Raw genomic sequence first — 13,517 nt, forward strand, 5'->3', positions numbered from 1 at the left:
GCGTCGCAAAGTTATTAAATCTTTCTACATTTTGTTAACTGGAAGGGGATATTTATTATAATTTAATGAATTTCTTTCTCTTTGCGGTACTTTATATTGCGTGGATGGTGTTCTATAATCTCACTGCGGAGCATATGGCGGTCGATGTGAGTATAGATTTCCGTAGTAGCAATGCTTTCATGCCCCAGCATGCATTGGATGGCCCGCAGGTTGGCACCTCCTTCCAGCAGGTGAGTAGCAAATGAATGCCGAAATGTATGTGGGCTGATATTTTTGGTAATGCCGGCTTGTTCTGCGAGTTCCTTGATGAGGTGGAAAATCATAATGCGTGATATTCCGTTACCCCATCTGGCAAGGAATACATAGTCTTCAAATCCAGGTTTGATCTTCCAGCGCTTACGGTCTTCCAGCCAGTATCGAATCTCTTTGATAGCCCGAGGGGAAATGGGAACAAGCCTTTGTTTGTTGCCTTTACCTGTTACTTTGATAAATCCTTCCTCGAAATAGAGATCGGACAACTTTAGAGTACAAAGTTCAGATACACGTAGGCCACAACTGTATAGCGTTTCAAGGATGGCTCGGTTGCGTTGCCCTTCGGGCTTGCTCAGATCTATTGTGGAAATGATCGTGTCGATTTCTGCCACGGTGAGAACTTCTGGTAGCTTAAATCCGATTTTGGGACTTTCAAGTAGTTCGCTTGGATCACCTTCGAGGTAATCTGCCAATACGAGAAAATGAAAGAACGACTTGATGCCCGACAGTATTCGTGCTTGTGAGCGCGGATGTATGCCAATATCGTGCAGGCCGGCACTGAAGCGTTGCAGGTCGTCGAGGGTGACGTCTAGGATATCTATTTCTTCGCCCTCAAGGAAATGTAATAGCTTCTCCAAGTCGGTCAGGTATGCATCGAGTGTGTTGGGGGAAAGGGCTTTTTCCAGTCGCAGGTATTGTTGGTATTTCCTGATAATCAGTGCCAGTTTTTCCTTATTCCTCGATTTTTCTTCTGTTTTCATTTCTTTTTTCTACCTTTGCATCTTGAATAAATGTTCTTTGGCCGGCAAAGATAAATAAAAAACGATTATGTGGATACAAATAATAAACGGCCCCAATATAAATCTGTTGGGTAAACGTGAACCTTCCATTTATGGAAGTGTTTCTTTTGAGGATTATCTGGCGGAACTTCGTGCAAAGTATCCTGAGGTGCAGATTGATTACTATCAGTCTAATATTGAGGGAGAGTTGATTGACAAGATACAGCAGGTGGGATTCGATGCCGATGGTATCATTCTGAATGCAGGAGCCTATACACATACTTCTATTGCTTTGCAGGATGCTATTCGTGCTGTGAAGTCACCGGTTGTGGAGGTTCATATATCTAATGTGCATGCCCGTGAGGCATTTCGTCATGTTTCAATGATTTCTTGCGCTTGTCTGGGAGTTATCTGTGGATTCGGTTTGAATTCCTATCGGCTGGCGTTGGAAGCTTTGGCGGATGTTATTAAACAGAATAGGTAATATAAATATAATAAGGTATAAGAGTATGTTATTAAAACAAACGAAGATTGTTGCAACGATTTCTGACCAACGTTGTGAGGTTGACTTTATCAGAGAACTGTTTAAGGCAGGTATGAACGTAGTTCGTATGAATACCGCCCATGCCGGACGCGAAGGTTTCGAGAAGCTGATAGCCAACGTACGTACGGTCTCTAACCGGATCGCTATATTGATGGATACAAAAGGTCCTGAGGTGCGTACAACTCCTTTGGCAAGCGACCCCATCCCGTTCAAGGTAGGCGACAAGGTGAAGGTGACAGGAAATCCCGAACAGCCGACCACACGCGAATGTATCTCCGTTTCTTATTCTCATTTTGTGAACGATGTGAATGTCGGTGGGCATATCTTGATTGACGACGGCGATTTGGAATTGGTTGTGGTGGAAAAGGATGGCGACTATCTTTATTGCGAAGTACAGAACGAGGCCACATTGGGTAACCGTAAGAGTGTAAATGTGCCTGGCGTACGCATCAATCTGCCATCGCTGACAGAGAAAGATCGTAATAATATTTTGTATGCGATTGAAAAAGATATCGATTTTATTGCTCATTCTTTTGTGCGCAACAAGCAGGATATCCTTGATATTAAAGCTATATTGGATGAACATCATAGCGACATTCGTATCATTGCCAAGATAGAAAATCAGGAGGGTGTGGATAACATCGACGAAATTCTGGAAGTGGCTGACGGTATCATGGTGGCTCGTGGTGATTTGGGTATTGAGGTAGCTCAGGAGCGCATTCCTGGTATTCAGCGCGTACTCATTCGCAAGTGTATTCTGGCTAAGAAGCCGGTAATTGTGGCTACACAGATGCTGCATACCATGATCAATAATCCTCGTCCTACTCGTGCCGAGGTGACAGATATTGCCAACGCCATCTATTATCGTACCGACGCTTTGATGTTGAGTGGTGAAACGGCTTATGGCAAGTATCCGGTAGAGGCTGTGAAGACCATGGCCAAGGTAGCCGCACAGGCCGAAAAGGATAAGTTGACTGAGAATGACATCCGTATCCCGTTGGACGAGAACAGCAACGATGTGACGGCTTTTTTGGCCAAGCAGGCTGTGAAGGCCACTACTAAGTTGAAAATTCGTGCTATCATTACTGATAGTTATAGTGGTCGTACGGCACGTAATTTGGCTGCTTTCCGCGGCAAGTATCCCGTGCTGGCTATTTGTTACAAGGAGAAGACTATGCGCCACTTGGCTCTTTCCTATGGAGTGGAGGCTATTTACATGCCCGAGCTAGCCAACGGACAGGAGTATTATTTTGCTGCCCTGCGTCGTTTGTTGAAAGACGGTAAGCTACAACCTACTGATATGGTGGGTTATTTGAGTAGTGGTAAGGAGGGTACGCAGACTTCGTTCCTCGAAATCAACGTGGTCGAAGATGCCCTGAAACATGCTGAAGACAGTGTATTGCCCAATAGCAACCGATATTTATAAATTAATCGAAAATTGAGAATGTAGAATGGACAGTGATTTCATCCATTTTTTTTCATTTTTAATTATCAATTTTCAATTATCAATTGGATTTAGACGAATACATATTGCAGCATATCGATCCGGAGGGTGATTACTTACGAGCACTCTACCGCGACACACACCTCAAGCTTCTGTATCCTCGCATGGCTTCGGGGCACCTGCAAGGGCGGATGTTGAAGATGTTCGTACGGATGATTTGTCCCTACCAGGTGCTCGAGATAGGTACCTACAGCGGCTATTCAGCTCTCTGTATGGCTGAAGGATTGCCTGAGGGAGCCATGCTGCACACTTTCGAAATTAACGACGAGCAGGAAGATTTCACTCGTCCTTGGCTTGAAGGTTCGCCGTATGCTGATAAAATTCGCTTTTATATCGGCGACGCTTTGGAACGGGTACCACAGCTGGGGTTGACGTTCGACCTCGTTTTTATAGATGCAGACAAACGTAAGTATTTGGATTACTACGAGATGGCACTTACGTATTTGACTGACGGTGGATATATCATTGCTGACAATACACTATGGGATGGTCATGTGTTGGAAGAACATCCGCACAGTTCAGATCTGCAGACTATTCGTATCAAGGAGTTCAACGACTTCGTGGCTCGTGACCGTCGGGTGGAAAAAGTTATTCTTCCTTTGCGAGATGGATTGACTCTTATTCGGAAAATCCCACAATTTGAAAATAATTATTAACCATTACGCTTAATATGGAAACAACCCGTCAAAATAAGATAGCCCGCTTGCTCCAGAAGGAGCTGGGCGACATTTTTCTGTTGCAGACCAAGAGCATGCACGGCGTGCTGGTTTCGGTCAGTGCTGTACGTATCAGCCCCGACATGAGCATTGCTCGTGTTTATCTCAGTATCTTCCCCTCTGAGAAGGGTGAGGAACTCATTAAGAACATCAATGCCAACATGAAGTCCATCCGATACGAATTGGGTACCCGTGTACGCTTTCAGCTTCGCATTATTCCTGAACTGAAGTTCTTCTTGGACGATTCGCTGGACTATCTGGAGCGCATTGATGAATTGCTTAAATAAGGCCATCCTTTGAACCTGTCGTTCTACATAGCCCGCCGTTACCTGTTCTCTAGGAAGAAGCACAATGCGGTCAACATCATTTCCGGCATTTCGGTCTGCGGAGTGGCGCTGGCAACATTGGCAATGGTGTGCACCCTGTCGGTATTTAACGGTTTTCAGGACATGGTGGCCGGTTTTTTTACTGCCTTCGATCCCCAACTGAAGATAACCGTTCGCGAGGGAAAGGTGTTTCTACCCGACGAGCCAGCTTTCCGACAGGTTCGTGCCTTGCCTGAGGTAGAGGTGTGGACGGAGACGCTTGAGGAGAATGCTATGGTGCAGTACAAGGATCGTCAGGTGATGGCTGTCATCAAGGGGGTGGAAGACAACTTCGAACAACTGACCTCCATTGATAGCTTGCTCTACGGTACGGGGCGGTTTATCCTGAAAGATAATATCGTGGACTATGGTTTCTTAGGCATCGAGTTGATGTCACGATTGGGTACAGGTATTCAGTTTGTCGACCCTTTACAGGTTTATGCACCGCGTCGCAATGTACGGGTTAATCTGGCCAATCCTTCTGCAGCTTTTAATCGTGAATACCTGTTTTCGCCCGGTGCTGTGTTTGTGGTCAATCAGGAGAAATACGACTCTAACTATATTGTCACCTCGCTGGATTTTGCTCGCCGTCTCTTTGGTTACGGGCGCGAGGTCTCTGCTATTGAGCTAAAGCTAAAGCCTGATGCAGATACGGAAGTTGTCCGGCAACAGATTGTCTCTTTACTGGGTGAGCGGTTTGTTGTACAAAACCGTTACGAACAGCAGGCCGACGTATTCCGTATTATGGAAATAGAGAAATTCATTTCTTATCTTTTCCTAACGTTCATTCTGGTCGTTTCGTGCTTCAATGTGATTGGCTCCCTTTCCATGCTCATTTTGGATAAGCGGGAGGACGTGTTGACATTGCGCAATCTTGGAGCCGACGACTCTCTCATCGTTCGCATCTTTTTGTTTGAAGGCCGGCTGATTTCTCTTTTTGGAGCGGTTGCCGGTATTGTAGCCGGGTTGCTGTTGTGTTGGGCTCAACGTACCTTTGGATTTATTTCTCTGGGCGGAGGCAATGGCGACTTTATTGTTGCCGCTTATCCTGTCAGTGTTCATGTGTCCGACGTGGTGCTCGTGTTTACAACGGTGCTTGTTGTAAGTTCTCTTTCTGTTTGGTATCCAGTGCGTTATTTGAGTAAGAGATTGCTAGGCTAATCTGAAATCCGTCGGTAAAATCGGCCTTTTGGTCGATTTGATTTTTTTACATCCCGATTCATCCTTACATTTGCATCGCTACCCTGATGAAGGGTTAGAACTCTCTCTAAATAGCGTTTTTTCATGTATTATTGACTTGGGCCGTCCTTACCTGTGAAGGTAGGGACGGTTTTCTTTATTCTTTTTGTTTCTTTTGTCGTTGCGTTCTCCATACGATTGCTATCACGCCAATGACCATCAGGGCCAGGGCCGTATAGGCGATGCCTTCGGTGACGTGTAGACTCTGCGGGTCGAAACGCATTTCTACGGTGTGTTTCCCGGCAGGAATGTGGAGGGCGCGCAGGATGTAGTCGGCGCGGCCCAGCGGCGCAGGTTGCCCGTCGATACTCACCTGCCAGCCGTCGGGATAGTAGATTTCGGAGAAGACGGCTACGGCGTCGCCGCTGTTGTCGGTTTCATACACCAGGCGATTGGGCGTGTAGCTGGTCAGACGGATGGTGGAGAGGCTGTCGCGGTGGCTTTCGACCAGGCCTTTCAGGGCATCTTTGAAGCGGGAGTCTACCACGGCTGTTACGGCAGGATCGGCTGTGTCCAGGGCGTCAATCTCTTCGTTGGCATTGTTCACGTACTGTACCTGGTCGACAAACCACGCGTTGCCGTAGGCGTAGGGGTTCAGGATGGGCACGGTCTGTCCCTGCTGTCCAGCGGGTAGGATGAAGTAGCGGGTGTTCAGCATGTTCAGCACGCGGAACTTCGAGGCGTCTACACTGTCCATCTTGCCGCCTGCACGGGCTATCGCGGAGTAAACAGCCTGCATTTCGGGGGCGATGTGGTGCTCGATCATCTCTTGGTAGCGGCGCAGCTTGGCAGGATGGTAGCCACCCACACTCTTGTGCCAGTAGGAGGTGTTGTTCTCGTTGAAGGTGCTCGTTGTCAGGTTCAGCACGCGGTAGTCCAGGGTTGTGTCCTGCAGGATCAGCTCGTCGGCAGGCGTCTTGCTGAAGGTAGTAGTCTGGATACTTTTCGACACGAATTGGGCATCGTTCAGGTAGCGTTTGTTCACGTTCCACATGTCCACCAGGCAGAGCACAGCGATGCCGGCCATGGTGAATGACTGCCGCAGCTTGCCCGTAGTGTAGAGCATGAGCAGCAGCAGGCCGATGGCGATGATGAGGAAGCTGCGCAGGGCATCGGCCTGTACCAGTGCGGCGCGCATTTCACCCAGATTGGCCAGGATGCCGTTCAGCTCGCTGGCGGGTATCATGCCTCCGTCGACGGCCTGTTGCAGCATCTGCGCTTCTTGGGCAGGCACATAGGAACCGCCCGACGAGGGTACGGCATACCACAGGGCCACGCCGGCTGTCAGCAGCAGGCTGATGCCCAGGGCCTTCAGGTTGGCGCGCAGTACGGTGGGCTCTTCCAGTATCTTCTTCAGGGCGAAGACGGCCAGCAGGGGGATGGTGAACTCGGCGATGACGAGGATGGACGACACGGCGCGGAACTTGTTGTACATCGGCACGTAGTCGATGAAGAAGTCGGTCAGCGGCATGAAGTTCTTGCCCCATGACAGCACGATGGAGAACAGCGTGGCGCCGATGAGAGCCCACTTCAGCGGCCCCTTCACTATGAAGCAACCCAGCAGGAAGAGAAACAGCACAAACGCACCCACGTAGACAGGGCCTGCTGTCATGGGCTGGTCGCCGAAGTACTGCGTCAGCTGGCTGTAGAGGCTGCTGTACATCGGGTTGGCTTTCTCCATCGCCGTTTCGCTTTGGCTCAGGGGCACGGAAGCGCCGCCCTTGAAGTTGGGGATAAGCAGCGTCCACGTCTCGCCGATGCCGTAGCTCCACTGCGTGATGTAGTCACGGTCCAGCCCGCTGCTGGCTTGCCTAGCCGCCTCGCCCGTCTGCACCAGTTCGCTTTTGCCGCGCATGGTTTCTTTGCTATAGGTATAGGTGTGGTAGAGGTTCGACAGGTTGGCCGCCACGCCGATGAGGGCTGCCACTACCAATACGGCGCTGGCCCGGAAGAACTGCGGCAGCGTCTTCTCGCGCCAGGCCTGTTCGAAGTAGGCACCCACGATAAAGAGGATGACGAACAGGAAGTAGTAGGACATCTGCACGTGGTTCGACGCGATTTGCAGGGCCACGAACACTGCTGCCACCAGTCCGCCCGCCAGCAAGCGTCCGCGGTAGGCCAGCACGATGCCCGCCAGCGTGGGCGGGATGTAGGCCAGGGTGATGAACTTCCAGATGTGCCCCGCCGAGATGAGGATGAAGAAGTAGGATGAGAACGCCCACAGGATGCCTCCCAGCATGGACAGCCACACAGACAGGCCGAAGGCACGCAGCAGGATGTAGAAGCCCAGCATGAGGATGAATGTCAGCTGTACGTACTGCGGCAGGAACAGCTGGTAGGCCTTCTGTACCCATTGCAGCGGTCGGCTGGAATCGTACGAGGGCGAAATCTGGTAAGTGGGCATGCCGCCGAAGACGGAGTTGGTCCAGCGAGTGCGTTCGCCCGTCTGCTCGTAGTATTCCTTGGCCTCCTGTCCGATGCCAACGCCTGCCGCCGTGTCGTGCTGGAAGAGCACGCGGCCTTCGGTGTCGGCCGGGAAGAAGTAAACGAACGATAGCAGGGCGAACAGGACAATCGCCACCAGGTCGGGGAGTATTCTTTTCAGTGTCATAATTCTTTGGTCTTGTTTATGCGGACAAAGATAGCACATTCCTCCCATTTTCCACGCTCCCTGCAGACGTATTTCGGGGAAATGTCGTACATTTGCACACATTTTTTAAGCATCAATCAGAATATGAAGATAGGCATCATCAGTGCAATGGACAGCGAGCACCGCCAGCTGGCGGACCGCCTGTCGCAGAAGAGGGAGAGCGGCGATGGCCGTTTCCGCTACGTGGAAGGCATCTTGGGCCGCAACGACGTCGTGCTCACCCAGTGTGGCATCGGCAAGGTGAACGCCGCCGTGGGAGCCGCCGAACTTATCCGCCGTCATCGGCCGGACTGCATTGTCAGCACCGGCGTGGCGGGAGGTATCGACGCAGGCCTGCGCGTGGGCGATGTAGTGGCCAGCGACCGGTTGGTCTATCACGACGTCTACTGCGGCAACGATGGCACCCGCTACGGCCAGGTGCAGGGTATGCCCCTTTACTACGAGGCTTCTCCCCAGTTGATGCGCCACGCGCTGGAGCTGAACGACGGCGCCGGACTGGAGAGCCGCATTCACGGCGGACTCATCTGCACGGGCGACCGCTTCGTGGAGGACGCCGCCGAGCTGGCCGCCATCAAGCGCCACTTCCCCCAGGGGATGGCTGTCGACATGGAGTCCGCCGCCATCGCGCAGACGTGTTTCGTCTACGGCGTGCCCTTCCTCAGCTTCCGCATCGTCAGCGACACGCCGGGGGCGCACGACGACAACTTCGCCCAGTACTGCGACTTCTGGGCCACCATGGCCGAACGGTCGTTCCAGACGACGTGGGCGTTCCTCGAAAGGCTTGGCAACGCCTGAAATCATAATCCGTCCTGAAAAATGAATATTAACCACTCAAGAAACGATATGAACAAGATTCCCAGTTTTACCATCGACCACCTCCGCCTGCTGCGCGGCATCTACGTTTCACGCAAAGACGAGGTGAACGGCGAAATCATCACCACCTTCGACATCCGTATGAAGGAACCCAACCGCGAACCTGCCCTCGGACAGGGCGCGCTGCACACCATCGAACACCTGGCCGCCACCTACCTGCGCAACGAGCCGCAGTGGAAAGACCGCATCATCTATTGGGGCCCCATGGGCTGCCTGACGGGCAACTACCTGCTGATGCGCGGCAACCTGGAGCCGCAGGACATCCTGCTGCTCATGCAGGACACGTTCCGCTTCATCGCCCAGTATGACGGCGAAGTGCCCGGCGCCGCTCCGAAGGACTGCGGCAACTGGCTGCTCCACGACCTGCCCATGGCCCGCTGGGAGGCGGACAAATACCTGCGCGAGGTGCTGGAACACATGACTGCCGCCAATATGCGCTATCCCGAGAAGGCGGAGTAATTCCCGTGTGGAGTCAGCCGACCTATATCGGCTGGCCGTCGGAGAGCTCGGAAATGCCGCCGACCTATATCGGCTGGCCGTCGGAGGGCTCGGAAATGCTGCCGACCTATATCGGCTGGCTGTCGGAGGGCTCGGAAATGCCGCCGACCTATATCGGCTGGCCGTCGGAGGGCTCGGAAATGCCGCCGACCTATATCAGCTGGCTGTCGGAGGGCTCAGAAATGCCGCCGACCTATGTCGGCTGAGCGTCCTAGGCCTCGGACAGGCTCCCGACATAGGTCGGCTAACTATTTATCCGGGATTTTCCTTTCCCGTCAGATTATTTCTATTCCCTGCTCCTTGCACAGTTGCAGGCCCACATCTTTCAATTTGAACTTCTGTATCTTTCCGCTGCCCGTCATGGGGAATTCCTTGACGAAGAAGACGTACTTCGGTATCTTGTAGCGCGAGATTTTGCCCAGGCAGAAGTCGCGCACCTCGCTCTCGTCCATCGTGACGCCCTCGTGGAGGATGATGAAGGCGCCCACGGCCTCGCCGTACTTCTTCGAAGGGATGCCGGCCACCTGCACGTCCTTCACGCCGGGTAGCTGGTAGAGGAATTCCTCGATTTCGCGGGGGTAGATGTTCTCGCCGCCGCGGATAATCATGTCCTTGATGCGGCCGGTGATGCGGTAATTGCCTTGTTCGTCCTTCACGCCCAGGTCGCCGGAGTGGAGGAAGCCGTCTTTGTCTATCACTTCGGCCGTGGCTTCGGGGTTCTTGTAGTAGCCCTTCATGGTGTTGTAGCCGCGGTTGCACATTTCGCCCTGCACGCCGACGGGGCACTCTTCGCCCGTCTCGGGGTCGATGACGCGCACTTCGGTGTGCTCGAAGTCGCGGCCCACGGTGGTGTAGCGCACTTCGGCGGGGTCGTCAATGCGCGTGTGCGTCATGCCCGGTGAGGCCTCGGTCAGGCCGTAGACGCTGGTCACCTTCATGAACATCTTCTCCTCCACCTGCTTCATCAGCTCGACGGGGCAGAGCGAGCCGGCCATGATGCCAGTGCGCAGACTGGACATGTCGAACATGTCGAACATGGGGTGGTTCAGCTCGGCGATGAACATGGTGGGCACGCCGTAGAGCGCTGTGCAGCGTTCCTTATGGATGGAGGCCAGGACGACGAGCGGGTCGAAACGCTCCACCATGACCTCGGTGCAGCCGTGGGTGAGGCAGTTCATCGTGGCCAGCACGACGCCGAAGCAGTGGAACAGGGGGACGCAGACGCAGAGCTTGTCGTCTTGCGTGAACTTCATGTGCTCGCCGGTGAGGAAGCCGTTGTTGGCGATGTTGTAGTGGGTCAGCATGACGCCCTTGGGGAAGCCCGTCGTGCCGCTGGTGTACTGCATGTTCACCACGTCGTGGCAGGTCACCTTCGCCTTCATTTCGTCCAGGCGGCTGTCGTCCACGTTGTCGCCCAACAGGAGGATTTCGGCGGTGTTGTACATGCCGCGGTATTTCTCCTGCCCGACGTAGATGACGTTCCGCATGTAGGGGAAGCGTTCGCTCCTGAGGTGTCCGCGCTGGCAAGTGCGCAGCTCGGGCAGCATCGCGTAGGTCATCTGCACGAAGTCGCTGTCCTTCTCGCCGTTGACGATGCACAAGGTGTGCATGTCTGAGTTCTGGCAGAGGTATTCCAGCTCGGACTGCTTGTAGTTGGTGTTCACGGTGACGTAGACGGCGCCTATCTTGGCGCAGGCGTAGAGCAGGGTGAGCCAGTCGGGTACATTGGCGGCCCAGATGCCCACGTGCGTGCCGCGCTCCACGCCGATGGCGATGAGGCCCTTGGCCATGTCGTCCACACGGCGGTTGAATTGGCTCCAGGTGAAGCGCAGGTTGCGGTCGGAGTAGACGATGTATTCTCGGTCGGGTGTCGTTTCGGCCCAGTGTTCCAGCCACTGGCCGAGGGTGCGTTCGTATAACATAAGCGTTTTTCCTTTATTCGTTGTTTGTATAATGGTAGGTATCTGTCAGTTTCAGGGTTTGGACGCCGATGCTCAGTTCGGCTTGCGTGTGCTGTCGCGAGGGCGAGGTCCACAGGGCGGTGTAGTTTCCGTCGGTTCCCTTGGCTATGAGGTAGATGCCGGGAGTGGTGGCTTTCACTACTGTGCCGTCGGGTAGGGTCAGTGTGGCGGGTTCGCTGGCGGCCAGCCAGCAGCTACCGTCGGCCAGCAGGACGGCTTGCGCCGTGCGGTCGTTGCGCAACACACGGATGGTGCCGAGGTCGAAGTCGGCAGTCTGTTCGCGGTCGGCATCGGGCAGGATGACGTATCGGTAGGAGGCATCCTTTGGAGTCGTGCCGTGGTTTAGACAGAGCTGCACCACGTTGCCGCTGACGGTCGTACCTTCGGGGTACATCTGCATCACGTCGTGCCAGTCGCCTGTTCGTCGTTCGGTGGTGGCTGTCGCCCTCAGGCCGTCTCCCCAGGCGATGTAGCCTATGCTGTTGTGGTGGAAGCGTACTTCTTTGCCACTGGCTGTTACGGTGCCTTCCGCTGTTTTCCAGTGTTCGCCGGGCAGCAGGACGAAGAGGTCGCCGTGGCGGTGGCACTGCTCGATGGCGGTGGTTACGGCCAGACTACTGTCAGCCTGTATGCCTGCTCCCAGGCAGAGAACAAAGCGGTCGGTGAAGATCCACGCCTTGCGGGCGCGTAGGCCGGCGCGGTCGAGGTCCATCACCGTCATGCCCTGCTTTCCGTCCGACAGTCCGCCCACGAAGTCGCTGTTGTTGCGCGGTTGGTCGCCCTTGACCACAGGCATGGGGGCGTCGGTGGCGAAGGCTGTCACGCCCGGCAGCTTGCGCCAGTCCCACAAGGGGAAGATGTCGAGGTATTCACGTCCGTCCCGATAGAGATAAGTAGCTCCGTCGGCCGAGTAGAAGCCTTTCATGTTGTCGCCGTTCAGTGTTTCGGTCCCGATGACCTGTCGCGAAGCCATCTTCACTGTAGCCATCCACGTGGGGCGGCGGTGCACAGTATAGTTGGAACAGAAGAAGTGCTTGTGGCCCGTCAGTCTGTTCGTGGCGTCGGGCCCGAAGTTCTCGCGACACAGGGCGCGGGCCGTTTCGTTGCAGGATTCGGACGCGCCGCCTCCCAGTTCGGTAGCGGCAAAGGCGGTTCCCAGGCCTTTATGTACTTGCGATTGCTGGAAGAACTGCCGGCCCAGGGCGCTGATGTCCATCTTGCCTTTCCATAGGATCCAGCGATAGCCTTCGTCGGTGAGGCGGCGGACAATCTCCAGCTGCTCGTCGCTGAAGGCCAGCGAGGTCCCTGCGAAGACGCCCGAGTAGAAACTCATGCTGGCCAGGAAGGACAATCCGTAGTTGCCGAATTGTTGTTGTGTGCCGTGCTGGTGGAAGCTCCAGTCGGGCTGGATGCCTTCGGTCTGTCCTGTGACGATTTCCGAAGAGATGCTGTCGCGCGCCTGACGCACCAAGTCCATGTCGTTTTGTAACAATGCGCGTACCAGGACGTTGCCTGCCAGCCACACTTTGTTTTGTCCCGTCATGCCGAAACGGGCATGTTCCATCACTTCGATGGCTCCCCGTCGTTCTTCGTCCGTCATCTGTGGTTCGAAGAGCAGGAAGGCGTTGCCCAGGGTCTTGGGTACACCTATTTGGTTGTACCACCAGTTCAGGCAGACAGGCTTGGTGGCAAACCACCAGCCAAGTGCCTTGTGTATGACTTTTTCCATCTCGGCAGAATGATAGTAGGCGTTGCCTGGGGTGGAGTAAAGCTTCACCAGCTCCAGGATACGTTCCGTGTGTATGCGTGGTTCCCATCCCGAACGCTTCTTGTCCTGGTAGTTGATGTCGGGCCAGGTACCTTCGGCAGTTTGTGTGGTCAGGAAGGTGCGGATGATGTCGGGATCCGAAGGATAGCGTTGGAACAGTTCCACCACAACCTGGTCAGACCCTCTCTCGGTACGCGAAAGGGATGACAGCGTAGCGTTCAGATGAAATTCATCCGTTTCCGTCGGCAGTATCAGTTGGCTGAAGTTCTGCTTGATGCGAGTCAGCTCGGCGTCCTGGGCGGAAACACGTGTACACGCCACAGCCATAAGCAGTAGCGTGCCCGATACGAGTTTATGTAGATGCATGT

The 13,517-nt window shown here is 54.0% G+C and carries 12 protein-coding genes; 8 read left to right on the forward strand and 4 right to left on the reverse strand.

Translation table 11 applies throughout. From position 1 onward, the window contains the following. Window positions 1-62 precede the first annotated feature (62 nt). Window positions 63-1,013 (reverse strand): site-specific tyrosine recombinase XerD, encoded by a 951-nt coding sequence (xerD, locus tag HF894_RS11070; protein WP_204972384.1) that lies wholly within the window; start codon window positions 1,011-1,013, stop codon window positions 63-65. Between the two features lie 67 nt (window positions 1,014-1,080). On the opposite strand from xerD, the gene aroQ reads away from it, so the two are divergent. The 5 genes from aroQ (at window position 1,081) to HF894_RS11095 (ending at window position 5,321) form a co-directional block, all read left to right on the forward strand. Next, on the forward strand, window positions 1,081-1,515 hold the full coding sequence (gene aroQ / locus HF894_RS11075) for a type II 3-dehydroquinate dehydratase (RefSeq protein WP_021847361.1): 435 nt from the start codon (window positions 1,081-1,083) through the stop codon (window positions 1,513-1,515). Window positions 1,516-1,540: 25 nt separating this feature from the next. Continuing rightward, window positions 1,541-3,001: a pyruvate kinase gene (pyk, locus tag HF894_RS11080; RefSeq protein WP_021847360.1), complete on the forward strand. Its 1,461-nt coding sequence runs from the start codon at window positions 1,541-1,543 to the stop codon at window positions 2,999-3,001. Between the two features lie 83 nt (window positions 3,002-3,084). Beyond that, window positions 3,085-3,735 (forward strand): O-methyltransferase, encoded by a 651-nt coding sequence (locus HF894_RS11085; protein WP_204969306.1) that lies wholly within the window; start codon window positions 3,085-3,087, stop codon window positions 3,733-3,735. A gap of 14 nt (window positions 3,736-3,749) precedes the next feature. After that, window positions 3,750-4,082 carry a 30S ribosome-binding factor RbfA gene (gene rbfA, locus HF894_RS11090; RefSeq protein ID WP_021847358.1) on the forward strand — a complete coding sequence of 111 codons (333 nt, stop codon included), beginning with the start codon at window positions 3,750-3,752 and terminating at the stop codon, window positions 4,080-4,082. Window positions 4,083-4,091: 9 nt separating this feature from the next. Then, on the forward strand, window positions 4,092-5,321 hold the full coding sequence (locus HF894_RS11095) for an FtsX-like permease family protein (protein ID WP_204969305.1): 1,230 nt from the start codon (window positions 4,092-4,094) through the stop codon (window positions 5,319-5,321). 175 nt (window positions 5,322-5,496) lie between these two features. On the opposite strand, the gene HF894_RS11100 is transcribed toward HF894_RS11095, so the two are convergent. Next, window positions 5,497-8,010: a YfhO family protein gene (locus tag HF894_RS11100; protein WP_246593223.1), complete on the reverse strand. Its 2,514-nt coding sequence runs from the start codon at window positions 8,008-8,010 to the stop codon at window positions 5,497-5,499. Between the two features lie 123 nt (window positions 8,011-8,133). Here HF894_RS11100 and HF894_RS11105 point away from each other — a divergent pair, with 123 nt between their 5' ends. Genes HF894_RS11105 through HF894_RS11115 form a run of 3 tightly spaced genes read left to right on the forward strand, consistent with a single transcriptional unit; the run spans window position 8,134 to window position 9,626 of the window. Next, on the forward strand, window positions 8,134-8,844 hold the full coding sequence (locus HF894_RS11105; protein ID WP_204972386.1) for a 5'-methylthioadenosine/adenosylhomocysteine nucleosidase: 711 nt from the start codon (window positions 8,134-8,136) through the stop codon (window positions 8,842-8,844). 48 nt (window positions 8,845-8,892) lie between these two features. Continuing rightward, window positions 8,893-9,381: an S-ribosylhomocysteine lyase gene (locus HF894_RS11110; RefSeq protein WP_204970394.1), complete on the forward strand. Its 489-nt coding sequence runs from the start codon at window positions 8,893-8,895 to the stop codon at window positions 9,379-9,381. 53 nt (window positions 9,382-9,434) lie between these two features. Further along, window positions 9,435-9,626, forward strand: a complete 192-nt coding sequence (locus tag HF894_RS11115; protein WP_204970393.1) for a hypothetical protein — start codon at window positions 9,435-9,437, stop codon at window positions 9,624-9,626. Between the two features lie 69 nt (window positions 9,627-9,695). On the opposite strand, the gene HF894_RS11120 is transcribed toward HF894_RS11115, so the two are convergent. Both HF894_RS11120 and HF894_RS11125 read right to left on the reverse strand, forming a co-directional pair. Then, window positions 9,696-11,342, reverse strand: a complete 1,647-nt coding sequence (locus HF894_RS11120; RefSeq protein ID WP_204972388.1) for an AMP-binding protein — start codon at window positions 11,340-11,342, stop codon at window positions 9,696-9,698. Window positions 11,343-11,355: 13 nt separating this feature from the next. After that, entirely contained in the window at window positions 11,356-13,515 is a 2,160-nt protein-coding gene (locus tag HF894_RS11125; protein ID WP_204972390.1) for a polysaccharide lyase 8 family protein, read from the reverse strand. Window positions 13,516-13,517 lie beyond the last annotated feature (2 nt).

It is taken from the genome of Caecibacteroides pullorum (assembly GCF_019239235.1).
Classification (GTDB): Bacteria; Bacteroidota; Bacteroidia; order Bacteroidales; family Bacteroidaceae; genus Bacteroides; species Bacteroides pullorum.